Annotated in this window: 21 protein-coding genes and 1 tRNA gene; 10 read left to right on the forward strand and 12 right to left on the reverse strand. The window is 53.0% G+C overall.

Translation table 11 applies throughout. The features are described 5' to 3' along the window. Nucleotides 1–28 precede the first annotated feature (28 nt). Nucleotides 29–1,441 carry a serine/threonine protein kinase gene (locus tag AC6I8X_RS11620; RefSeq protein ID WP_313688427.1) on the forward strand — a complete coding sequence of 471 codons (1,413 nt, stop codon included), beginning with the start codon at nucleotides 29–31 and terminating at the stop codon, nucleotides 1,439–1,441. On the opposite strand, the gene AC6I8X_RS11625 is transcribed toward AC6I8X_RS11620, so the two are convergent. Together AC6I8X_RS11625 and chaB are read right to left on the reverse strand one after the other, a co-directional pair. After that, entirely contained in the window at nucleotides 1,438–2,115 is a 678-nt protein-coding gene (locus tag AC6I8X_RS11625; RefSeq protein ID WP_299451646.1) for a gamma-glutamylcyclotransferase, read from the reverse strand. The genes AC6I8X_RS11620 and AC6I8X_RS11625 overlap by 4 nt on opposite strands. A gap of 248 nt (nucleotides 2,116–2,363) precedes the next feature. Next, nucleotides 2,364–2,594, reverse strand: a complete 231-nt coding sequence (chaB, locus tag AC6I8X_RS11630; protein WP_497839828.1) for a putative cation transport regulator ChaB — start codon at nucleotides 2,592–2,594, stop codon at nucleotides 2,364–2,366. Between the two features lie 369 nt (nucleotides 2,595–2,963). Here chaB and chaA point away from each other — a divergent pair, with 369 nt between their 5' ends. After that, nucleotides 2,964–4,055, forward strand: coding sequence for a sodium-potassium/proton antiporter ChaA (chaA, locus tag AC6I8X_RS11635; protein WP_497839829.1), 1,092 nt, complete (start codon nucleotides 2,964–2,966; stop codon nucleotides 4,053–4,055). 55 nt (nucleotides 4,056–4,110) lie between these two features. Here chaA and kdsA read toward each other — a convergent pair whose 3' ends face one another. The 6 genes from kdsA to hemA are packed head-to-tail and all read right to left on the reverse strand — an operon-like array spanning nucleotide 4,111 to nucleotide 9,413. Further along, nucleotides 4,111–4,965, reverse strand: coding sequence for a 3-deoxy-8-phosphooctulonate synthase (kdsA, locus tag AC6I8X_RS11640; RefSeq protein ID WP_084875498.1), 855 nt, complete (start codon nucleotides 4,963–4,965; stop codon nucleotides 4,111–4,113). Nucleotides 4,966–4,990: 25 nt separating this feature from the next. Next, nucleotides 4,991–5,800: an invasion regulator SirB1 gene (sirB1, locus tag AC6I8X_RS11645; protein WP_313688622.1), complete on the reverse strand. Its 810-nt coding sequence runs from the start codon at nucleotides 5,798–5,800 to the stop codon at nucleotides 4,991–4,993. Then, nucleotides 5,797–6,195, reverse strand: coding sequence for a SirB2 family protein (locus AC6I8X_RS11650; RefSeq protein ID WP_310617558.1), 399 nt, complete (start codon nucleotides 6,193–6,195; stop codon nucleotides 5,797–5,799). Before AC6I8X_RS11650 ends, sirB1 begins: the two co-directional genes overlap by 4 nt. A 13-nt stretch (nucleotides 6,196–6,208) precedes the next feature. After that, the gene (gene prmC / locus AC6I8X_RS11655) at nucleotides 6,209–7,039 is read right to left on the reverse strand and encodes a peptide chain release factor N(5)-glutamine methyltransferase (RefSeq protein WP_497839830.1); all 831 of its coding nucleotides are present in this window, start codon (nucleotides 7,037–7,039) and stop codon (nucleotides 6,209–6,211) included. Further along, a complete protein-coding gene (gene prfA, locus AC6I8X_RS11660) occupies nucleotides 7,039–8,121 on the reverse strand; it encodes a peptide chain release factor 1 (RefSeq protein WP_299451656.1) in 1,083 nt (360 codons plus the stop codon). The genes prmC and prfA overlap by 1 nt, the downstream gene beginning before the upstream one ends. Before the next feature lie 35 nt (nucleotides 8,122–8,156). Next, the gene (gene hemA / locus AC6I8X_RS11665) at nucleotides 8,157–9,413 is read right to left on the reverse strand and encodes a glutamyl-tRNA reductase (RefSeq protein ID WP_084875511.1); all 1,257 of its coding nucleotides are present in this window, start codon (nucleotides 9,411–9,413) and stop codon (nucleotides 8,157–8,159) included. A gap of 217 nt (nucleotides 9,414–9,630) precedes the next feature. On the opposite strand from hemA, the gene lolB reads away from it, so the two are divergent. From lolB to AC6I8X_RS11685, 4 genes are all read left to right on the forward strand, one after another. Continuing rightward, on the forward strand, nucleotides 9,631–10,257 hold the full coding sequence (gene lolB, locus AC6I8X_RS11670; RefSeq protein WP_313688626.1) for a lipoprotein insertase outer membrane protein LolB: 627 nt from the start codon (nucleotides 9,631–9,633) through the stop codon (nucleotides 10,255–10,257). Then, nucleotides 10,254–11,111, forward strand: a complete 858-nt coding sequence (gene ispE / locus AC6I8X_RS11675) for a 4-(cytidine 5'-diphospho)-2-C-methyl-D-erythritol kinase (protein WP_497839831.1) — start codon at nucleotides 10,254–10,256, stop codon at nucleotides 11,109–11,111. The genes lolB and ispE overlap by 4 nt, the downstream gene beginning before the upstream one ends. 138 nt (nucleotides 11,112–11,249) lie before the next feature. After that, nucleotides 11,250–12,197 carry a ribose-phosphate diphosphokinase gene (gene prs, locus AC6I8X_RS11680; RefSeq protein ID WP_021182910.1) on the forward strand — a complete coding sequence of 316 codons (948 nt, stop codon included), beginning with the start codon at nucleotides 11,250–11,252 and terminating at the stop codon, nucleotides 12,195–12,197. 233 nt (nucleotides 12,198–12,430) lie between these two features. Beyond that, the gene (locus AC6I8X_RS11685; protein ID WP_497839832.1) at nucleotides 12,431–13,600 is read left to right on the forward strand and encodes a GGDEF domain-containing protein; all 1,170 of its coding nucleotides are present in this window, start codon (nucleotides 12,431–12,433) and stop codon (nucleotides 13,598–13,600) included. Nucleotides 13,601–13,602: 2 nt separating this feature from the next. On the opposite strand, the gene ychH is transcribed toward AC6I8X_RS11685, so the two are convergent. Beyond that, nucleotides 13,603–13,878 (reverse strand): stress-induced protein YchH, encoded by a 276-nt coding sequence (gene ychH / locus AC6I8X_RS11690; protein WP_299451661.1) that lies wholly within the window; start codon nucleotides 13,876–13,878, stop codon nucleotides 13,603–13,605. A gap of 262 nt (nucleotides 13,879–14,140) precedes the next feature. Here ychH and pth point away from each other — a divergent pair, with 262 nt between their 5' ends. The 3 genes from pth to AC6I8X_RS11705 all read left to right on the forward strand — a co-directional run bounded on the left by pth (nucleotide 14,141) and on the right by AC6I8X_RS11705 (nucleotide 17,143). Next, a complete protein-coding gene (gene pth, locus AC6I8X_RS11695) occupies nucleotides 14,141–14,728 on the forward strand; it encodes an aminoacyl-tRNA hydrolase (protein WP_313690272.1) in 588 nt (195 codons plus the stop codon). Nucleotides 14,729–14,840: 112 nt separating this feature from the next. Beyond that, on the forward strand, nucleotides 14,841–15,932 hold the full coding sequence (gene ychF / locus AC6I8X_RS11700; protein WP_299451663.1) for a redox-regulated ATPase YchF: 1,092 nt from the start codon (nucleotides 14,841–14,843) through the stop codon (nucleotides 15,930–15,932). A gap of 485 nt (nucleotides 15,933–16,417) precedes the next feature. Further along, nucleotides 16,418–17,143, forward strand: coding sequence for a DUF3472 domain-containing protein (locus AC6I8X_RS11705; protein ID WP_497839833.1), 726 nt, complete (start codon nucleotides 16,418–16,420; stop codon nucleotides 17,141–17,143). 96 nt (nucleotides 17,144–17,239) lie between these two features. On the opposite strand, the gene phoA is transcribed toward AC6I8X_RS11705, so the two are convergent. Next, the gene (phoA, locus tag AC6I8X_RS11710) at nucleotides 17,240–18,646 is read right to left on the reverse strand and encodes an alkaline phosphatase (RefSeq protein ID WP_313690208.1); all 1,407 of its coding nucleotides are present in this window, start codon (nucleotides 18,644–18,646) and stop codon (nucleotides 17,240–17,242) included. Between the two features lie 246 nt (nucleotides 18,647–18,892). Between phoA and AC6I8X_RS11715 the strand changes: the two genes are divergently transcribed. Continuing rightward, nucleotides 18,893–18,980: transfer RNA gene (locus AC6I8X_RS11715), tRNA-Ser, on the forward strand. Between the two features lie 299 nt (nucleotides 18,981–19,279). Here AC6I8X_RS11715 and phoH read toward each other — a convergent pair. Continuing rightward, nucleotides 19,280–20,068, reverse strand: a complete 789-nt coding sequence (phoH, locus tag AC6I8X_RS11720) for a phosphate starvation-inducible protein PhoH (protein WP_084875535.1) — start codon at nucleotides 20,066–20,068, stop codon at nucleotides 19,280–19,282. A gap of 706 nt (nucleotides 20,069–20,774) precedes the next feature. Continuing rightward, a complete protein-coding gene (putP, locus tag AC6I8X_RS11725) occupies nucleotides 20,775–22,259 on the reverse strand; it encodes a sodium/proline symporter PutP (protein ID WP_497839834.1) in 1,485 nt (494 codons plus the stop codon). Nucleotides 22,260–22,355: the final 96 nt, after the last annotated feature.

Consider the following 22,355-nt stretch of genomic DNA (forward strand, 5'->3'; position numbering starts at 1 on the left):
GCTACAGGACGTGTTCAGAGAGTTCACTATGTCGGCAAACGATAATCAGAAAGTACCCAACGCCCTGCCTGCGGGTTACCGGTTCAATGAGTTTGAAATCAAGGATGTGATTGGCGGCGGTGGTTTCGGCATTGTTTACCGTGCCTGGGATCATCAGCTGGAGCGCACTATCGCCATCAAAGAATATATGCCGGTTTCACTGGCTATTCGTGCTGCTGATCTGTCGCTGGAGCTGCGCGGCGAGCGCTTTCAGAAGCTGTTCAACGCTGGTCGCAATAGCTTTATTCAGGAAGCCCGTCTGCTGGCGCGTTTTAATCATCCCGGCCTGCTGCATGTATTGCGTTTCTGGGAAGAGAACGGCACTGCCTATATGGGGACGCTCTACTACAGCGGCATGACGCTGAAAGAGTGGCAGCTGACCAGCCCGGAAAGCGTCAACGAAGCCTGGATACGTCGCCTGCTGCCGCCGTTGTTTGGCGCCATCAATACCATTCATCAGGCCGGCTACCTGCATCGTGATATCTCACTGGATAATATCCAGATTCAGGAAAACCAGCTGCCTGTGCTGCTGGATTTCGGTTCCGCGCGTAAAGAGATTGGCAACCTGTCCGATGAAACCGAGATTATGCTGAAACCCGGTTTTGCGCCCATTGAACAATACAGCGAAGAAGGTGAAGGCGAACAAGGCCCCTGGACTGACATCTACGCGCTGGGCGCGGTACTGCATAATCTGATTACCGGCTATGCGCCACCGGTTTCCGTGGTGCGCTGCATTGAAGACAACTATCAGCCGCTGGTAGAACGCAAACCTGCAGGCTATTCGCTGCCCCTGCTGCATGCCATCGACTGCGCGCTGGCGATGAAACCCACTGACCGGCCACAAACCATTGATGCTTTCGCCAGCCTGATCGACTTACCGGTAAGCGATGTCGAAGCGCTGGTAGCCCAGTATACCAGCGTCAGCGAAACGCCAGCGGAACCTGAACCAGCGATCATCATTCCTGAACCCCAGATCATGGGAGTTAACCATGCGGCGGCGGCCATTGAACCGCTCACCCCACGCAACGTCCGTCGTTTATCACCCGGACTGCTGGCGGTGGCTGCCGTTGCACTGCTGGCGGTGATTGTTGCCGTCTGGAAAGTGAATCATCGTGACGTGGTGGTGCCGTTAGCGAACTCAGGCACACCCGCACCCGCCGAAGCCAGCAAAACCGTCAGCAATGCACCAACGCTGGCAACCCTTTATCTGCGTTTGCAGAGCGGCGAGAATATCGTGCTGAATGGGAAAGCGCAGAACGTGAAGCCTGCCAGCAACGGGTTTGCCTCGCTGAGCCTGGCGGCAGGCCAGTATCATATTGAAGTGCACAGTGGCAGCCAGGTTCACAGCCAGACGCTGACCATTGATAAACCTGGCACCTGGCTGATTAATCCCGGCAATTAAGAGGATAAACGCGCTGTACGTTGTTGCAGCGCTCTGACCTGGCTGGCAAGCACCGTTAGCCCTTCTTCCTGCATACCGCGCTTTGCCAGTTCCTGCTCCAGCGCAAAGAGATACTGCGCGTTGGTGCCCAGCGGGCCGCTGGCCTGGGCAATTAACGGGGCGATAGTCCCAGGGCAGGAATCGGCTTCGAATAGCGGATGGCGCGGATCCATAATAAACACCAGCGCAGATACGCTGCGACCATCGTCCAGCTTCAGTTCACACCAGGTGGGCAGATAGCAGCCAGTGATCATTTCACGCTTCCACAGCAATTCCAGTTCTTCATGCAGACGCGCTTCTGGCAGACGAAACGCCAGCCCACTGGTGCTACCACCCTCTTTCAGCGCCAGCATGCGGCCAGGGTGCGATGCGGTACCGCGTCCGGCCGTGAGCCGCAGACAGAAAGCACGATGCCAGCCATCAAGATGACCAGAAGCCACTTCTTCCGACTCAAAAACCGGGTTCCACATTAGCGAGCCGTAACCGAAAATCCACACCGGACTTTGGTCAGGCCGACAGGCAAGCGTGGCAGCGAGAGAAGCGGCACGTTGCTCACAGCTCCACAGCAGCGTGTCATCAATATCGCCGAATGATGTTTTACAATCCGCTTTTAATAAGAATTCCCGGGTTAGCAATGCGACCTCCTCAACTCCCCTGACATCCTGTCGATTTGGCTCCGCTGAAACTGATTTCATGACCTTTGGCTAGCACAGAGCTGCCTGATAAGAAGACATTAATGCATTTGTCACAATTTTTTCAAGGTTGATGCCGATCACAAAGGGTAAATTGCCCGTAAATAGCATCGGCTGCCTGGCATGATACTTGAGGTGAGAAAGTCAGATGGGTTGAGAAGTGTGAAGCGGGCCGCAAAGACCCGCGCAAATTAATGTTTACGATGCCACTTATTATCGTCGCCCTTTTGGTAATCTTTTTTCACTGCCGCCCAGGCCACTTTATGTGCCACCTTTTCCCGTGAATCATCGCCGCGCCAATCGTCTTTATCCTGATACTGATCCCAGGCGCTGTTAAACGCTTTCTGGTAGATGGTTTGCGCGTGCGCTGGCAGTACGTGGCGTATGCTGTCAGGCAGTTGACGTGTTGATGAATAAGGCATAGTTCCTCCCCTGCGAACACACCTTATAAGTCTGGAACAGATAAAGAAAAATGCAAACCAACATTTTTACCTTATAAACAGAATAATTAAGTTATAACATCAATTTTTATCCATTAACTCAAAATTAAATCGCAAAAAATCACCATTAAAATCCTCACCGTTCAAACATTAACATCATGAAAATATGAAGATGAATTGAGATAACCTTGTTTTTTACCCGGATTGGTCTTGATTTCACTAAAAGTAAAAACGCGTAAAGATGCAACAACGGAGAAGCTGAAAAGTTACACTGCGCATCGCGGTAAAACCACGTATATTTATCAGGCACTGACTGCCTGATTTTGTTCTTTTTTCCGGAGAGGATGGTGAATGGCTGCACAAGAGAAAACCCGACATTCTGAGTATTCCCTGATTTTCCCGATTGTCGCCCTGGCAGTATTGAGCTTTTTTGGCGGGCAAACCAGCCTGCTGGCTGTCGTCGGCATTAACCTGCTGGCGCTGGTTGCTATTCTGAGCAGCGCATTCAGCGTGGTTCGTCATGCTGACGTTCTGGCCCACCGGCTGGGCGAACCTTATGGCTCACTGATCCTCAGCTTGTCGGTGGTGATTCTGGAGGTCAGCCTGATCTCGGCGCTGATGGCAACCGGCGATGCCGCGCCCGCACTGATGCGCGATACGCTTTACTCCATCATTATGATTGTTACCGCAGGCCTGGTAGGCTTTGCGCTGCTGCTCGGCGGGCGTAAATTCGCTACCCAGTACGTCAATCTGGTTGGCGTTAAGCAGTATTTGATCGCCATTTTCCCGCTGGCAATTCTGGTGCTGGTGTTCCCCAATGCGTTACCTGGTGGCAATTTCACCACCGCCCAGGCGTTGCTGATTGCGGCGATTTCCGCGGCGATGTATGGCGTGTTTCTGCTGATTCAGACCAAAACGCACCAGAATTTGTTTGTTTATGAGCACGAAGATGAGAGCGATGATGGCGACCCGCATCATGGCAAGCCATCGTCGCACAGCTCTGTCTGGCATACCGCCTGGCTGATTGTGCATCTGATTGCGGTGATCAGCGTGACCAAAATGAACGCCAATACGCTGGAACATCTGCTGACAGAATTAAATGCACCCGAGCAGTTTACCGGCTTCCTGGTGGCATTACTGATTCTGTCACCGGAAGGTCTCGGGGCGATCAAAGCGGTGCTGATGAACCAGGTGCAACGCGCAATGAACCTGTTTTTCGGTTCCGTGCTGGCGACAATTTCCCTGACGGTACCTGCGGTGACCATTATCGCTACGCTGACTGGCCAGCAGCTGGTGTTCGGTCTGGAGCCGCCGCATATGGTGGTGATGAGCGCCGTACTGATCCTGTGCCATATTTCGTTTTCCACCGGGCGTACCAATGTGCTCAACGGCGCGGCCCATCTGGCCCTGTTTGTCGGCTATCTGATGACGATTATGTTGTAACCGAACGCGCAATAAAAAAGGCGTCTTACGACGCCTTTTTTCATCAACCGGCAAATTAATTGCTGGTATCCAGTTCCGGGAAGCTTTTCACCAGATCATCAATGGCTTTCATCTGCACCAGGAACGGCTCCAGCTTGTCGAGCGGCAGCGCTGACGGACCATCACATTTGGCGCTGTTCGGCTCCGGATGCGCTTCGATAAACAGGCCGGCAATACCCACTGCCATACCCGCACGCGCCAGTTCACCCACCTGTGCACGACGTCCACCGGATGCTGCACCGAAGGGGTCACGGGTTTGCAGCGCATGGGTAACGTCGAAAATCACCGGGCTATTGTTGGTGACTTTCTTCATGACGTTGAAACCGAGCATATCCACCACGAGGTTGTCATAGCCGAAATTGCTGCCACGGTCACACAGAATGACTTTGTCATTGCCGCCTTCGGCAAATTTATCCACGATGTTGCCCATCTGACCCGGGCTGACAAACTGCGGTTTCTTCACGTTGATCACCGCGCCGGTTTTCGCCATCGCTTCAACCAGGTCAGTCTGACGCGCCAGGAACGCAGGCAACTGAATCACATCCACCACATCAGCAACGGGTTGTGCCTGCGCCGCTTCATGGACATCAGTAATGATTTTCACGCCAAACGCCTGTTTCAGCTCCTGAAAAATCTTCATACCCTCTTCCAGACCCGGACCGCGATAGGAATGGATTGAAGAACGGTTCGCTTTATCAAAAGAGGCTTTGAACACGTAAGGGATGCCGAGTTTATCGGTCACTTTCACGTAGTGTTCGCAGATACGCATGGCGAGGTCGCGCGACTCCAGCACGTTCATGCCGCCAAAGAGAACAAATGGCAGATCGTTTGCGACCTTGATATCACCAATACTGACTACTTTCTGTGTCATGCCCTTTCCTTATTCAGAGGTACGCTTAGTGCAGCGTGACCTGTTTTTGTTCAATTGCGTGGATCTGCACCCGAATCATTTCGCTCACCGGGTCTTCCGGACACTGTTCAACAAAGTAGGTAAGATCGTTCAGCGCGATATGTTCACATTCCAGCTGAGCATAGATCAAACCACGATCGCGGATTTCATACGGGTCGTCCGGATCGATTTGCAACAGCACCTGGCTGACATTCAGCGCCAGCTCCATCTTCTTCTCTTCCATCAGCGCCGCTTTCAGCGTATCGAGCATTTTGCGCATCACGCTGACGGTTTTCGCTTCGTCGAGATCGTCCTGATAGAGCTTCGCTGTCGGGCTGATATTGCCCTTCAGCCACACTTCCAGCGTATGGGTATCAAGGGTTTCGCCGTTAAACGGATTGATCAGCCACATTTCGCCATCCAGCCAGTCCGCACGCAGAATCATCTGCGTCGGGAAAATCACCGGCATCAGCGGCAACTCCAGCTCCTCAGCGATATGCAGCAGGATCACGCCCAGTGACACCGCCGTGCCCTGGCGGCTTTTCAGCACCTTATCGATCCATAACGCATCCGATAAATTGTAGACGCCACTGGCACCACCAAATCCCCACTGGCGATAAAACAGCTCCAGCAACTTTTCCAGTTGCAGGTCGGCATCCGTTGCACTGCTGACATACTCGCGCGCTTCTTCAACCAACGCAGCCAGCTGAAGCTCAACGGATTGAGCAGAAAAATCTTCGCGGATGGCGCAGGTTGCGCCAATAACCGCTTCACTTAACGGTGTTTGACTGTAATCAAGTTGCTCTGGCGAGGTCATACTATCCCCAATAACGGCACTTTGGTCATCGCCAGCTTAAACACGACCAGCAACGCCACGATAGCCAGCAGACAGGCAATCCAGCGGATACTCATCTTGCGTGGGCGACGACTTAGTGCCACGGAACCTAAGGCGATGTAGATAATAACCCCTATCAGCTTCTCCGTCAGCCAGCTTCCTTGTGGTGAGAACGGGTAAAAGTGCGTAATCATGACCAACAGCACGCCGCTCAACAGTAAAAAGGTGTCGTTTACGTGTGGCGCAATGCGCACCCAGCGACGGTTCAACTGCCCGGAACCGGTACAAAGCCAGTAGAAACGCAGCAAGAACAGGCTAATGGTGATGACCACCGTCAGCAGGTGGAAATGTTTGATCAGTGGATACCAGGTAACCATCTTGCTTCCTTAATCAGAGAAATTGTCCAAGCGTCACGCGCGGATTACCGCCGTAATCGTCCACGGTGTTCACCTCTTGATAGCCGTGCTGAACCAGCAAGGTACGCACCGCCTCACCCTGTTGCCAGCCATGCTCAAGCAACAGCCAGCCACCCGGCAAAAGCCAATCCGTGGCCGAGGCGATAATGACCCGAAGATCCGCCAGTCCGGCATCATCGGCCACCAACGCGCTGAGTGGTTCAAAACGTACATCCCCCTGCTGCAGATGTTCATCGGCGGCATCAATATAGGGAGGATTGCTGGCGATCAGGTCAAAACGTTGTGGGCGAAGGTCGCTGAACCAGTGGCTGAGGAAAAACGTTGCGTTAGCAATATGCAGACGCTGGGCATTTTCCTGCGCCAGCGCCACGGCAGCGGCAACACGATCGCAGCCGATAACCTGGCAATCAGGTCGTTCACTGGCCAGTGCCAGCGCGATAGCACCGGTGCCGGTGCCCAGGTCAAGTATGTTTGCGGCAGCAGCAGGCAGATGGACCAGCGCCTGCTCCACCAGCACTTCGGTATCAGGACGCGGGATCAGGGTGGCGTCACTGACGCGTAGCGGCAGCGACCAGAATTCGCGTTCACCCACCAGATGCGCCACCGGCTCACCCCGGGCACGACGTGCCAGCAGAGTATCGAGTTGCTGTAGCTGGGTGTCATCAAGCTGCGCATCATCAAACGCCACCAGCCAGCTGCGGGATTTGCCCGTGACAAACGCCAGCAGAATTTCTGCATCGCGTTTTGGGCTATCGCCACCATGGAGCGCAGTGACGGCCTGCCGGAGCCAATGACGGATTTCCATTAATCCTGTCCGGCCAGCGCCGCCAGCTGATCGGCCTGATATTCCTGCACAATCGGTTCAATCAGGGTATCCAGCTTACCTTCCATGGTTTCATCCAGACGATAAAGCGTCAGGTTGATACGGTGGTCGGTCACCCTTCCCTGCGGGAAGTTATAGGTGCGGATACGGTCGGAGCGGTCACCGCTGCCCAACAGGTTGCGACGCGTTGAGGCTTCGGCTTCGTGGCGTTTTGCCATTTCAGCTGCGTGTATACGCGCACCCAATACGGCCAGCGCTTTCGCTTTGTTTTTATGCTGCGAACGCTCGTCCTGGCACTCCACCACAATACCGGTCGGCAGGTGGGTAATGCGGATAGCAGAATCGGTGGTGTTAACGTGCTGGCCACCGGCACCGGAGGAGCGGAAAGTATCAATTTTCAGGTCGCCTGGATTGATTTCCGGCAGTTCGGCTTCCGGTAACTCAGGCATCACCGCCACGGTGCAGGCTGAAGTATGGATGCGGCCCTGCGACTCCGTTTCCGGGACGCGCTGCACGCGATGTCCACCCGACTCAAACTTGAAGCGGCCATAAGCGCCATCGCCAATTACGCGGGCGATAACCTCTTTATAACCGCCATGCTCGCCGTCATTGCTGCTGATAATTTCTACCTGCCAGCGACGCGCTTCCGCATAACGGCTGTACATACGGAACAGGTCCCCGGCAAAAATCGCCGCTTCATCACCGCCAGTGCCTGCACGGACTTCCACAAAGCAAGGACGCTCGTCGTCAGGATCCTTCGGCAACAGCAATACCTGTAACTGTTGCTCCAGTATTTCGCGTTTTTCGCGTGACGTTTTCAGTTCTTCCTGCGCCATATCGCGCATTTCAGGATCGTCGAGCAGCATCTCAGCCGTCTCAACATCTTCCTGTACCTGCTGCCATTCACGGAAACAACGGGTCACGTCAGACAGCTGTGCATATTCGCGCGAAAGCGCACGGAAACGGTCCTGATCGGCAATCACGCCAGCATCGCCCAGCATCGCTTCCACTTCTTCGTGACGTTCCTGGAGCGCTTGCAGCTTGGCAACAATAGAGGTCTTCATGTAATTGAGGGTATCCCGTAAAAGGACGTAACAGCCTAATCGAGACCGAGACTGTCACGTAAGATCTGCAGACGTTCGCTGTCGCCATCGCGCGCGGCCTGCTGTAGTGATTTGGTTGGAGCGTGAATTAAACGGTTGGTCAGCTTGTGTGCCAACTCCTGCAATACTTTTTCCGCATCCGCGCCCTGACGCAACGCTGCCAGCGCACGCTCCTGCAATTCTGCGCGGACATCATCAGCCTGGGTACGGTACTCGCGAATGGTTTCAACGGCACTTTGCGCGCGCAGCCAAGCCATAAATTCGCCACTTTCCTGCACCACAATGCTTTCGGCCTGCACGGCAGCGGCTTTACGCTGCGCCATATTCTGTTCAATGATGGCCTGCAGGTCATCCACGCTGTAGAGATAGGCATTGGCGAGTTTGCCCACTTCCGGCTCTACGTCACGCGGTACAGCGATATCCACCAGCAGCATCGGCTGGTTACGGCGTGCTTTTAACGCGCGTTCCACCATCCCTTTGCCGATAATGGGCAGCGGGCTGGCAGTAGAAGAAATAATAATATCAGCATCGGCCAGACGCGAATCAATATCCGCCAGACCAATTACTTCAGCCCCGACCTCATCGGCCAGCAGCTGAGCGCGCTCACGCGTCCGGTTGGCGATCATCAGTTTTTGCACATGGTGCTCGCGCAAATGGCGCGCCACCAGCTCGATGGTTTCACCGGCACCCACCAGTAAAACATTGACGGTGCTGAGCGATTCAAAGATTTGACGCGCCAGGGAACAGGCGGCAAAAGCGACGGAAACCGCGCTGGCACCGATTTCGGTTTCGGTACGGACGCGTTTGGCGACAGAGAAGGTCTTCTGGAACATGCGCTCCAGTTCGCTGGTCAACGCATGACCGCGCTGGGAATCGGCGAAGGCTTTTTTCACCTGCCCCAGAATTTGCGGCTCGCCCAGCACCAGTGAGTCCAGCCCGCTGGCGACGCGCATCAGATGGCTGACGGCAGCGTTATCCTGATGCCAGTAGAGACTTTTGCGCACATCTTCTTCGCGCAGCTGGTGATAATCACACAACCAGCGCACCAGCTTCTCCTGCAAATCAGTCTGCTGCTCTACGCTGAGGTAGAGTTCAGTACGATTACAGGTGGAAAGCACCACTCCGCTTTGCACCATCGGTTGGGACAGCAGGCTGCTAAGTGCCTGATCCAGCGTATCCGGCGTGAACGATACACGTTCGCGCAGTGCAACGGGTGCGGTTTTATGGTTGATTCCGAGAGCAAGCAGCGTCATGGTGATTCTGGTTGGGATATCCCAGGTATTGTCATGGTTTTGTGAAGCGCATTCTACAAGATGCCTTAGATCAAGAAAAGCCATACAAAGGCTATGACTGTAATAAGATTAAACTGATCGTGCGCAATAATCCGTATATCAGCATTGACGGCTTAGATGCGGATGGTTAGCGTTACCGGTTACGAAATAAAAACGTGTCTGAGGAGATGACCACGTGATGCACATGCCCCCGCGCAAGCTGTTGCGCCTTTTACCCCTTGCCAGTGTGCTGCTGGCTGCCTGTAGCATCAACAAGCCGCAGCAGGGTCCTGGTCCCAGCACCACCTCACCACAGTGGCAACAACATCAGCAGACAGTGGCGAAAATCAGCCACTATGAAACCCGTGGTGCGTTCGCTTACATCTCTGATCGCCAGAAAGTGTATGCCCGTTTTAACTGGCAGCAAACCGCCGCTGACCGCTATCGCCTGCTGCTGACCAACCCGCTGGGCAGCACCGAGTTGCAGCTGGATGCGCAAGGTTCAGTCGTTCAAATCGTCGATAACAAAGGCAAGCGCTACGTTAGCAACGATGCTGAAAAAATGATCTCCCAGCTGACCGGCATGGATATTCCGCTCGCCAATCTGCGTCAGTGGATGATGGGCCTGCCTGGCGATGCCAGCGAGTATCAGCTGAACGACCAATATCAGTTACAGAGCCTGAACTATAGCCGTAACGGCCAGCAGTGGAAGGTCTCGATTACGGATTATGACAGCAAAGTCACACCACCGCTGCCAGCAAATCTGGAGCTAACTGAAGGTGGCCAGCGCATCAAACTGCGTATGGATAGCTGGACCGTACAATGATCACCACCTGGCCTGCTCCAGCGAAGCTGAATTTATTTCTTTACATCACTGGCCGTCGTCCGGACGGCTATCATAATCTGCAAACCCTGTTTCAGTTCCTTGATTACGGCGATACGCTGACCATCACCCCGGATGACAGCGGCGATATTCGTTTGCTGACACCACTTGATGACGTGCCGGACGAGGATAACCTGATTGTGCGGGCCGCCCGGGCGTTAATGCAGGCGGCAAACCTGCGCGGCACCCTGCCGCCACAGGCCGGTGCGCAGATCACCCTGGAAAAGCGTCTGCCGATGGGTGGTGGGCTGGGTGGCGGCTCATCAGATGCCGCTACGGTGCTGGTGGCGCTGAATCATCTGTGGCAAACCGGGTTGAGTGTCGATGAGCTGGCGACCCTTGGCGTGCGGCTGGGTGCCGATGTGCCGGTGTTTGTCCGCGGGCAGGCAGCTTTTGCCGAAGGCGTGGGTGAACAATTGCAGCCAGCCGCCCCGGCAGAAAAGTGGTATCTGGTGGCCCATCCTGGCGTCAGTATCGCTACGCCGCAAATTTTTGGCGATCCGGAGCTGACGAGAGATTCACCAACTCGCTCACTTGATGAACTTTTGCAGCTTCCTTTCCACAATGATTGTGAGTCTGTGGCAAGAAAACGTTTTCGTGAGGTTGATGAGCTGGTTTCCTGGCTGCTAGAATACGCGCCGTCGCGCCTGACTGGGACCGGAGCTTGTGTGTTTGCTGAATTCAACACCGAATCCGCCGCTCGTCAGGTGCTGGAGCTTGCCCCGGAATGGATACGAGGATTTGTGGCGCGCGGGCTAAATATCTCGCCGTTGCAGCGTACTCTTTCCGGGATTTAAGCGTATGCGTGACTGTGTCACCCCTGTTCCAGACACAGCACGCGACGCATCAACACACCTGTCTGAACACGCTTTGCGGTATGCGCCGGTTATCGCAGCGTTGTTCATTCGCTGGACGCAAAGCCTGAGGTTCTTCTCGTGCCTGATATGAAGCTATTTGCTGGTAACGCCACCCCGGAACTAGCACAACGTATTGCCAACCGCCTTTACACCAGCCTCGGAGACGCCGCTGTCGGTCGTTTCAGCGATGGTGAAGTGAGTGTACAGATTAACGAAAATGTACGCGGTGGTGATATTTTCATCATCCAGTCCACCTGTGCCCCCACCAACGATAATCTGATGGAGCTGGTTGTGATGGTCGACGCGCTGCGTCGGGCTTCTGCTGGTCGTATTACTGCCGTTATCCCCTACTTTGGCTATGCCCGTCAGGACCGCCGTGTGCGTTCTGCGCGTGTGCCAATCACCGCTAAAGTGGTTGCGGATTTCCTTTCCAGCGTGGGTGTTGACCGTGTTCTGACGGTGGACCTGCACGCCGAGCAGATTCAGGGCTTCTTTGATGTCCCGGTTGACAACGTGTTTGGCAGCCCAATTCTGCTGGAAGATATGCTGCAAATTGGTCTGGAAAACCCGATTGTGGTTTCCCCGGATATTGGTGGTGTGGTTCGCGCCCGTGCGATTGCCAAACTGCTCAACGACACCGACATGGCTATCATTGATAAACGTCGCCCGCGTGCCAACGTTTCTCAGGTCATGCATATCATTGGTGACGTCGCTGGCCGAGACTGTGTACTGGTCGACGATATGATCGACACCGGCGGTACGCTGTGTAAAGCGGCTGAAGCGCTGAAGGAGCGCGGTGCGAAGCGCGTGTTCGCTTACGCCACACACCCGATTTTCTCTGGTAACGCAGTGGAAAACCTGCGCAAATCGGTGATCGATCAGGTTATCGTTTGTGACACCATCCCACTGTCTGACGAGATGAAATCTCTGCCGAACGTGCGTACTCTGACGCTGTCCGGCATGCTGGCCGAGGCGATTCGTCGTATCAGCAACGAAGAATCCATCTCCGCCATGTTCGAACATTGATCGATTGTTCAAATGAAACCGGGCCTCGCGCCCGGTTTTATTTCTCTGGTCCTGCTATCGCGTCATTTACCGACTAAGCCGCTCCTGCCGCAGATACTCGCGCGATAAATTTCGTTAAAATTCGCTATTCTCGTTGCCATTCACTGTTTTCTGCCAACACTGACATCCGGACTTTAGCGCTCCCATGTTTAGTGGTATTTTTCACCACACTTTTTTTGAGAACTCCGACCACTATGGCTCTCGACATCTACACACTTTTTGTTTGTGAGCTCTATGTACTGGGGTTTTTAAGCATCATTCTGGTCTTCGCCTGGGTCGGTTCACAATATGATCGCGTGCTGGGTTTCACCTCGCTGACCCTGACATTAACCTTACTGGCGGTGTTTCTTAGCAGCCTGCGTGCCGCAGGACTGCACTTTCTGCCGGTTGCGGTCGGAAATGTGGTCATGATGCTGGCTTATGGCAGTTTGCTGAATGCCTTCCGCGTGTTCGATAACAAGCCTCTGGGATTGAGCTGGCTGGCCGGTGCCCTGCTCTGGGCAATTCTGTGTTGCTTCCCCGCCTTTTATGACAGCCTGCCCAAACGCGTGCTGGTGGTTTGTCTGCTGTGTATCTTTTACACCGCAGCCTTAATTCAGTTGCTTTGGCGTGCCCGCGCCACATTGACGGTGACATTCTGGCCTGCGCAAACGCTGCTGTGGATTCATCTGTTGTTCCACGTTGCCCGTATCTTTCTTGATGATGCCGTGGCGACTCCGGTACATGGGGCGATTGGTGGCTCCAGTTTTTCCGTCTACGTCATCCTTGAATCCATTTTGTTCGTGATTGGTCTGGCCTTTACGATTCTGGCAATGGTGAATGAACGCACGCAAATTGCACACAAGCTGGCATCACTGCACGATCCGCTAACCAGCGTGTGGAATCGCCGGGCCCTGTTCGAGCAGGCAGAAAAGATCATTGCCCGCCGATTACGTCAGCAGCAGCCATTCACCGCCGTGTTGTTCGACCTGGATCATTTCAAAAGCATCAATGACCGTTATGGTCATCAGCAAGGCGACCGGGTGCTTATCGATTTTTGTCAGATTGCGCAGGCGTTATTGCCGGAGGAAGGTAAGTTTGCCCGTCTGGGCGGCGAGGAATTTGCCGCTATTCTGCCCGGTGGCAGCGAACTGGCGCAAACAGTCTGCGAACGCATCCGGGTGGCGACTCAGCTGTCGCAACCGGATGATATCAGTTACACCGTCAGCATTGGTTTTGCCACTTCCTGTCAGGAAGATAAACATTTCCCGGCATTGCTGGCACTGGCCGATGAAGCGCTCTACCGCGCAAAAGCCACAGGCCGTAACCGCACCGAACAGTATCTGGCGCAGTTACAGCCGTTTAATCAGGCTACGTTGGTGTAGCGTTAAGAATGATGGGTATTGCGGCGGCAACGTTTATCGCCGTAATGCCGCAACCAGAAATAACGGTCTTCTACTTTTTCACGTCCGCTGACGCGTGCGCCAACCAGCCACAGCAGCGCACCAATAAAGATGCTGAACATTGCGCCATGCGCAAGAAATTGCGGCAGATTCAGCGAAGGAATTTGATTAATGATCGAATACCCGACGCCGAGCACCATGGTGAGTAAGCCGAGACACATCAGGCCATTACCAATATAGCGAGTATGATGACGTTTCATGGTTTACCTCCTTCCTTATGAGCAAAGCTAAGAACAGCACATAACGTTAACTGACCATAAGTTTAGGCAATACCAGGCGGTTAATATGCGTACAGGATCACACATCTTTCACAATTCTGACAAAACTTTACCGCTTATCGGATTGATTTCGATAGAAAATGATAAATAACGAAGCGTCACTATTCTTCAGCCTCGCCCTTTGTCATCTTCTCGGGCACGCAGTAAACTATCGCCCTTTCGTGATCGAGACAGGATAACCATCGTGAGCAGCATTAAACTGATTGTCGGACTGGCAAATCCCGGCGCCGAATATGCCGCCACGCGCCATAACGCTGGCGCCTGGTATGTGGATCTGCTGGCAGAGCGCTACAATCAGTCTCTGAAAGACGAACCCAAATTCTTTGGCTATACCGCCCGGCTGTCACTGGCGGGAGAAGATGTGCGCCTGCTGGTACCGACCACATTTATGAACCTGAGTGGCAAAGCGGTGGCAGCGATGGCGACCTTTTACCGTATTGCGCCGGAAGAGATTCTGGTCGCACATGATGAGCTGGATTTGCCGCCTGGCATCGCAAAATTTAAGCAGGGTGGCGGCCACGGCGGCCATAACGGGCTGAAAGACATCATCAGCAAACTGGGAAATAACAATAACTTTCACCGTTTGCGTGTTGGCATTGGCCACCCAGGAGATCGCAATAAAGTTACCGGATTTGTGCTGGGTAAACCGCCCACCAGCGAGCAGAAATTGATTGATGATGCCATTGATGAAGCGGTGCGTTGCACTGAACTCTGGCTAAAAGAAGACAAAATAAAGGCGATGAACCGCCTGCACGCTTTCAAAGCCGGTTAACGCCAATTCCCGCGCCGCACAGCAGCATTTCTGTGTATAATGCGCGAAATTTTTAGAATCTGTCAGCGTTGCCAGCCAGCGCTGCACCCTCAGTGAGAAAGGTAATCAGACCATGGGATTTAAATGCGGTATTGTGGGCCTGCCGAACGTCGGTAAATCCACCCTGTTCAACGCGCTGACCAAAGCGGGTATCGAAGCAGCCAACTTTCCGTTCTGCACCATCGAACCCAATACCGGTGTGGTACCTATGCCCGACCCGCGTCTTGATCAACTGAGCGACATCGTTAAGCCGCAGCGTGTTGTGCCAACCACCATGGAATTCGTCGATATTGCCGGTCTGGTTGAAGGTGCGTCGAAAGGTGAAGGTCTCGGCAACAAATTCCTGACCAATATCCGCGAAACCGAAGCTATCGGCCATGTGGTACGTTGCTTTGAGAATGACAACATCATTCACGTTGCAGGCAAAGTAAACCCGGCTGAAGACATTGACGTTATCAACACCGAACTGGCGCTGTCGGATCTCGATACCTGCGAACGCGCTATCCAGCGTGTGCAGAAGAAAGCCAAAGGCGGAGATAAAGACGCAAAAGCTGAACTGGCTGCGCTGGAGAAGTGCCTGCCGCATCTGGAAAACGCCGGTATGCTGCGTTCACTGGATCTGGATGCCGATGAAAAAGCCGCCATCCGTTATCTGAGCTTCCTGACGCTCAAGCCGACCATGTACATCGCCAACGTCAACGAAGATGGTTTCGATAACAACCCTTACCTCGACCAGGTTCGTGCGATTGCTGACGCTGAAGGCTCTGTTGTCGTACCGGTTTGTGCGGCTGTCGAATCAGATATCGCCGAGCTGGATGATGAAGAGCGTGCTGAGTTTATGGCGGAGCTGGGTCTGGAAGAACCCGGTCTGAACCGCGTTATCCGCGCCGGTTACACCTTGCTCAACCTGCAGACCTACTTCACCGCAGGCGTCAAAGAAGTGCGTGCCTGGACCATCCCGGTCGGCGCAACGGCTCCACAGGCCGCTGGCAAGATCCACACCGACTTCGAAAAAGGCTTTATCCGCGCCCAGACCATCGCATTTGATGACTTTGTCACTTACAAGGGTGAACAAGGCGCGAAGGAAGCAGGAAAAATGCGTTCAGAAGGCAAAGAATACATCGTGAAAGATGGCGATGTGATGAACTTCCTGTTTAACGTCTGATTTACTTCTTATAAGTTGATGTCGAAAATCAGGCCCATGCAAATTGCATGGGCTTTTTTATTACCGCTATTATTACCCGGCAGTTTATCAATTGGCTTCAATACGGTTTACAGATTGAAGACACTTCAGGGATTTATCCTGACCGGCTCCAATACTGCAAGCTCTCCTTCGCGAACCAAAAATCAACGCAATTGCGTGGATTTTTCTTTACACATCACCGCGAATGAGTCCCTTTTTCTCGTTCTCCTGCTGTCTTATTCATTATCTCTGATGAAATAACTGCTAAGAAATTTCTGTGATTCCCAAAAGAAAACATCTATCCCACATACTGTTACATTGTCAGACTTTAAGCAGAAAAATATCTTAATATTTAACGCCACTCAGGAGGCGTTTTTTTCTATCGAAATTTGCACAAAACAAAATTCAACTAATAATTAGCCACTGCCAGATATTAAGCACACTTGATTTATTCATGGAGGATTCACATGAAATATTCTTTTTTTGCCCTGGCTGTAACCACCTGTTTAACAGGCAATGCCTGCGCTATAACACCAGGTGGTGTGGCCGGATGGAACTGGTCTGTCAATGCGGACAATATTACCAGTCTCACCCTGCCGTTAACGGTTAACAAGGCCCCAGACACTGCTGGTTATTATTTTGCAAATCAATTTTCTTTCACTGGTACCCGTGCCGTTGGTTATATTGGTTTGCAGCCACACACAACCGAACAATATATGTTGATTTTCTCTTCTTTTATTAACGGAACGGCTGTACTGGACAGTCAGCACTGTCGCCTTGGTGCTGATGGCGGTCACGGTGTGAGTTGTTCTACCCTGTATTCGATCAAGACAGGTAAAAAATATCTGTTTGAAGTTCGCCGTGATAACCATGACGCGAATACCTGGTACGGTTTCGTCAAAGAAGAAGGGAGTAAGAATGAAACACAGATTGGTGCATGGCGCCTGCCTGCGGGTTCAGGAACTTTAAGAAACAATCAGGCGGGGTGGATTGAGTATTATAAGAATGTTGCAACCTGTTCTATTCCGGAAGTCGCGCAAATCACCGTTTCACCACCCTACGTCACTTCAAACGGGAAACAAGGCGAGCTTACTTATCCGCATTCATATGGGCGATGTAATGGTAAATTCAATTATCAGTATGAGTTCGTGGGTAAAGATTTAAAAACCACCGTTGGGCAACCCAGTCACTAAGACGCCGTTCTTTATGGTGAAGACTGTTCTTACCGCGATCAAATACGAAAAAATCCACGCGATTGCGTGGATTTATTATCCCGTAAGAATAATGCGTTACTTAATCCCCATCGCATCCCGCAGGGTAAAGAACAGGTCAGTCTGATCTGTCAGACCCACCACATTGGCAGCATGAGGGCCGTAAGCAGCAATACGCAGCTGAGTGCCAGTGTGTTCCTGCGAATCCTCTTCTGAATTACCGTAGCTGATGGTCATCACCGCGCCATCTTTGGTGTTGACAGCCTGCGTCAGTCCCGGCGCTTTGGTGCCATTTTCGATAATCTGGCTACTGTGAGCGTGGTCCGCAGTCACCACCACCAGCGTGTCACCGTGCTGGCGGGCAAAGGCCAGTGCCTGCTGTACCGCTTCGTCCAGGTCCACGGTTTCACCTATCTGACCACAGGGATTGGCAGCATGATCCTGTTTATCAATCGATGCCCCCTCAACTTGCAGGAAGAAACCTTTGTCATTTTGACTGAGCAGGTCCAGTGCCTTTTTGGTCATCTGCGCCAGTGTCGGCGTAGTTGCCGGGCGATCTTTATTAACTTCACAGGTGACCACTGGCTTATCCAGGTTACCGTGATAGCTGGCTTTTGGCCCCTGCCAGCGTACCGGCATATTGCCCTCCGCAAACAGCCCCAGCACTGGCTTGCTTTGGTCTGCCTGCTGCACAGCATTCATACCATCAAGATTATCCACCAGCTGATAACCCATAGCCTGCGCCTGCTCACGCAGGGTTTTGCCCTGATATTCACCCGCTTTCGCTACTTCGCTGAAAGATTTCGCTCCGCCGCCCAGCGTGACATCCGCGCGGGTTTTCAGCATCTGTTCGGTAATTGACCCCTTCCCACCCTGCTCCAGCGCATTGCTCGGGCATAGATCACTGGTTTTTTCCGGGCCATAGCATTTACGTGAGGTCACATGGGCGATCAGTGCCGCAGGTGTCGCATCCTGCAATTCCGCCGTAGAAACGTTACCGGTCGCCTTGCCCGCTGCTTTTGCCAGCTCCAGCAGCGTGGTCTGATCTTTACCGTTCACATCAACGCCAATGGCACCGTTATAGGATTTGGTGCCGGTAGCCCAGGCCGTGGCAGAAGCGGCTGAATCCGTGACGTAGTTTGGTTTGTGGGTTTTCTTATCCAGAGAATAGTGGGTGTACTGGCCGGTGAGCGGTAACGCATCGATACCCGGGAAAAAGCCACCGGCCCCCATCGCCTGGTTACGTGCTGCGGTGATTTCTGAATCCCCCATGCCATCACCAATCAGCAGAATCACGTTTTTAGCCGTGCTGTTGCTGAGCGAGGCTTTCAATGCTTCAGTTTGATCCCCCGTCAGACGACGCGCACCGCCGTGCTGCGTCAAATCACCGGTTGCGGCGCGGGAGTAAGTTTCCTCATCCGCCACCGCAGCCGAAGCAAACAGTGAAGCGATAAGTGGAACCGTAATCAGAGGTATATGTTTCATTTATAAGCATCCTTATTCACAAATATAACCAAATGTTTCCGCGGACAAGTCTGCGACAATTTCGTGATACTTTTGTGACTGACATGCAATATTTTGATGACAGGATAACCAAAGCGTACAGGGTTGAAGCGATTCGCTCAGGGCTTAAGCGAATAGAAAAAAAGGAGAAAATAGGGCTTGACCCTTTTAGGCGAACTCCCTATAGTAGCGCCCCGTTGACCCGCCAAGGTCAGCAGCAAAAAATGTGGTGAGGTGTCCGAGTGGCTGAAGGAGCACGCCTGGAAAGTGTGTATACGGCAACGTATCGGGGGTTCGAATCCCCCTCTCACCGCCACAATTTTGAAGAAGAGTCTGAACTTATGTTCAGACTTTTTTTTTGCATATTCTCCGGGTGAGAGAGGGTGAGAATCCCCGACGGGGTTCGACAACCGGCACAGCCGGTTGGACAGTTTGGGCGCGCAGCGAACAAACTGCCCGCAGGGCGAGCGAAGCGAGTCAATCCCCCTCTCACCGCCACAATTTTGAAGAAGAGTCTGAACTTACGTTCAGACTTTTTTTTTGCCTGGTCCCCGGCAGCGGCACAAAAAAACCCGGCCTGAGCCGGGTTTTGTCTACTGTCCTGATTCTCAATGGTTAACTGTAAGCATGCAGCGTGCGCTGGCAGAGTGCTGAACGTACACAGTCGTCTTTAGCAAAACGGACAACCCCAATCATCTCATCCTCTTCGAAGCGCGCCAGCGCATCTGCAAGGCCTGATAGCACACCACGCGGTAGATCACATTGGGTGATATCACCGTTGACGATTACCGTCACGTTCTCACCAAGGCGCGTCAGAAACATCTTCATCTGCGCGGCGGTGACGTTCTGCGCCTCATCCAGAATCACCACGGCATTTTCGAAGGTGCGTCCGCGCATATACGCGAAGGGCGCGATCTCCACCTTGCCGATTTCGGGACGCAGGCAGTACTGCATAAAGGAAGCGCCAAGACGTTTAACCAGAACGTCATAGACCGGCCGGAAATAAGGGGCGAATTTCTCGGAAATATCTCCGGGGAGGAAACCGAGATCTTCATCCGCCTGCAGAACCGGGCGCGTAACGATTATCCTGTCGATGTCCTTATGTATCAGGGCCTCAGCCGCTTTGGCTGCGCTAATCCAGGTTTTTCCGCAGCCGGCTTCTCCGGTGGCGAAAATAAGCTGTTTCGTTTCTATGGCATTAAGATAGTGCGCCTGAGCATCATTTCTGGCCTCAATTGGTGAACGATCGCGTACATCCCGCGCCATACCAATTGCATCCAGCCCACCCATCTGCACCAGCGAAGTGACCGATTCTTCTTCACGCTGACGATGACTGCGAGAGTCATTACGAATTACTCTTCTTGCTTCGCGACGCGCTTTGATCACTGCTTTCTGTCTTCCCATAGTGGCACCTTACAGTTGGTTTCATTTATCGCCGCAGGGGCTTTCCTGTTGCGATGACGTGAACGCTTTAGAGGTTTACGTGGCTTCCTTTAGAGCCGTTTCTAGCCATTGAGAAAGGTGTACAACAACGCCAAAACGCTGCCGCGCACCGGTAATGAATTGGGGCCTGAAAAAGTCTGAAAATTGAAAAGTGAAGAGGAAACTTTCGAGGGAAGAAATCCCCCGCAGTGGACTGCGTATGTTGGAGGGTATTTACCTGTCCTTTGAAGGACCGAATCATGCGCGAACTCCAGTGACCTTAGCCACACTTCTGACAACGCTTATGATTAAAGTGCATCATATTTACGGTCCTTTGCAACAGTAATTTTAACTATCGGCTAACAAAAAGTGACTGCGGCATGCACCCGGCCTGCATCTTAAATTAAATTTAAGATTATTATCAATGAGTTATTTATTTCGGGTTGGTCTGAACTTTTTAGGAGGATTCGGAAATCGCAGATGCCATGCGAAACTCAGGAAAACCTGACGGGGATGATGCCTGCGCATCTGATGTGGTAAAACGTGCTGTGTATTTATTAACCAACTGGTCAACAACCGGCAGGTGGGATAATTGTTTTACCCTGGAAAATATATTCACTCGCGGTTCAATACCTCGTCTCTAGGCACTGCAATAAAACCCGCCCCATAAAATGAGGCGAGCAGAGGCTTATTTAGTCTGATACTCGGCTTCCGCCGCCGCGAAACGCAGTTGTGCCGCCTGCGATGGCGCGCGCCCCATCAGGCTCACCACCACAATTGCGATGCTGGCAAACAGGAACCCGGGAATAATTTCATACAGATCCAGCCAGGCAAAATGTTTCCACACCAGCACCGTCGCTGCGCCAATAATCATGCCCACCAGCGCACCGTTACGTGTCATGCGTTGCCAGCACACACCAAACAGCACCACCGGACCAAAGGCAGCGCCAAAACCGGCCCAGGCATAACTCACCAGACCCAACACCCGATTTTCCGGATTTGCAGCCAGCGCGATCGCAATCAAGGCAATCACTAACACCATCAGACGTCCCACCCAGACCAGCTCCCGCTGACTGGCATTTTTCCGCAGGAAACCTTTATAAAGATCTTCCGTCAGCGCACTGGAACACACCAGCAACTGGCAGCTCAGCGTTGACATGACTGCCGCCAGAATGGCCGACAGCAGAATACCGGCAATCCACGGATTGAACAGGATGCGCGCCAGTTCGATAAACACGCGCTCACCGTTCTGACTGACACCGCCAGCCTGGTCAGGATGGTTCTGGAAGTAAGCAATACCGAAGAAGCCCACTGCCACTGCGCCTGCCAGGCACAGGATCATCCAGGTCATCCCAATCCGACGCGCGGTGCGGATGGAACGATGGGAGTCGGCTGCCATAAAACGCGCCAGAATATGCGGTTGACCAAAATAACCCAGTCCCCAACCGAGCAGCGACACAATCGCGATAAAGTTCAGCCCTTTCAGCATGTTGAGGTTTTCCAGGCTTTTGGCTTCAATCACCGCCAGCGAGTCGGACAGGCCACCCACCGCAACAATCACAATCACTGGCGTCAGGATCAGCGCGAAGATCATCAGGCTGGCCTGAACGGTGTCAGTCCAGCTCACCGCCAGGAAGCCACCCACCAGGGTATAGAGAATAGTGGCCGCAGCACCGGCCCATAACGCCGTCTGGTAATCCATACCGAAGGTGCTTTCAAACAGACGCGCGCCAGCAACCACTCCTGAAGCACAATAAATGGTGAAGAAGATAAGAATGATCAGCGCAGAGATCACCCGCAGAATTTTGCTGTGGTCCTCAAAGCGGCTGGTAAAGAAGTCTGGCAGCGTCAGGGCATTGTTATGATGCTCCGTCTGTACACGCAGACGTCCGGCAACGATTTTCCAGTTCAGCCAGGCACCGATAGTCAGGCCGATGGCAATCCAGCTCTCAGAAATGCCCGAGAGAAAAATGGCACCTGGCAACCCCATCAGCAGCCAGCCACTCATATCCGACGCCCCTGCAGAGAGCGCCGTTACCACGCTGCCAAGGCTGCGGCCACCGAGAATATAATCATCAAAGTTTTTGGTTGAACGATATGCCACAAACCCGATCAACACCATCCCGAGGATATAAACAACAAAAGTCACCAGCATCGGTGTACTGACATTCATTTTATCTCTCCACTTATTATTCGATTTCCATAAAGGCGCGGTATCCTGCCGCAAAGCGGTGGCCGGCACAATGCCTTTCATTTCGCGCCCCAGACG

The organism is Pantoea sp. X-Soil-TKNS-1280 (genome assembly GCF_059730475.1).

Excerpts from the sequence above, each read along its gene's own strand:
- chaB (WP_497839828.1), bottom strand. The coding sequence starts at position 2,594 with ATGCCTTATTCATCAACACGTCAACTGCCTGACAGCATACGCCACGTA.
- prmC (WP_497839830.1), bottom strand. The coding sequence starts at position 7,039 with ATGGAAATCCGTCATTGGCTCCGGCAGGCCGTCACTGCGCTCCATGGT.
- AC6I8X_RS11620 (WP_313688427.1), top strand. The coding sequence starts at position 29 with ATGTCGGCAAACGATAATCAGAAAGTACCCAACGCCCTGCCTGCGGGT.
- AC6I8X_RS11650 (WP_310617558.1), bottom strand. The coding sequence starts at position 6,195 with ATGGTTACCTGGTATCCACTGATCAAACATTTCCACCTGCTGACGGTG.
- ychF (WP_299451663.1), top strand. The coding sequence starts at position 14,841 with ATGGGATTTAAATGCGGTATTGTGGGCCTGCCGAACGTCGGTAAATCC.
- AC6I8X_RS11705 (WP_497839833.1), top strand. The coding sequence starts at position 16,418 with ATGAAATATTCTTTTTTTGCCCTGGCTGTAACCACCTGTTTAACAGGC.
- phoA (WP_313690208.1), bottom strand. The coding sequence starts at position 18,646 with ATGAAACATATACCTCTGATTACGGTTCCACTTATCGCTTCACTGTTT.
- prfA (WP_299451656.1), bottom strand. The coding sequence starts at position 8,121 with ATGAAGACCTCTATTGTTGCCAAGCTGCAAGCGCTCCAGGAACGTCAC.
- kdsA (WP_084875498.1), bottom strand. The coding sequence starts at position 4,965 with ATGACACAGAAAGTAGTCAGTATTGGTGATATCAAGGTCGCAAACGAT.
- ispE (WP_497839831.1), top strand. The coding sequence starts at position 10,254 with ATGATCACCACCTGGCCTGCTCCAGCGAAGCTGAATTTATTTCTTTAC.
- chaA (WP_497839829.1), top strand. The coding sequence starts at position 2,964 with ATGGCTGCACAAGAGAAAACCCGACATTCTGAGTATTCCCTGATTTTC.
- sirB1 (WP_313688622.1), bottom strand. The coding sequence starts at position 5,800 with ATGACCTCGCCAGAGCAACTTGATTACAGTCAAACACCGTTAAGTGAA.
- putP (WP_497839834.1), bottom strand. The coding sequence starts at position 22,259 with ATGAATGTCAGTACACCGATGCTGGTGACTTTTGTTGTTTATATCCTC.
- phoH (WP_084875535.1), bottom strand. The coding sequence starts at position 20,068 with ATGGGAAGACAGAAAGCAGTGATCAAAGCGCGTCGCGAAGCAAGAAGA.
- lolB (WP_313688626.1), top strand. The coding sequence starts at position 9,631 with ATGCACATGCCCCCGCGCAAGCTGTTGCGCCTTTTACCCCTTGCCAGT.
- ychH (WP_299451661.1), bottom strand. The coding sequence starts at position 13,878 with ATGAAACGTCATCATACTCGCTATATTGGTAATGGCCTGATGTGTCTC.
- hemA (WP_084875511.1), bottom strand. The coding sequence starts at position 9,413 with ATGACGCTGCTTGCTCTCGGAATCAACCATAAAACCGCACCCGTTGCA.
- AC6I8X_RS11685 (WP_497839832.1), top strand. The coding sequence starts at position 12,431 with ATGGCTCTCGACATCTACACACTTTTTGTTTGTGAGCTCTATGTACTG.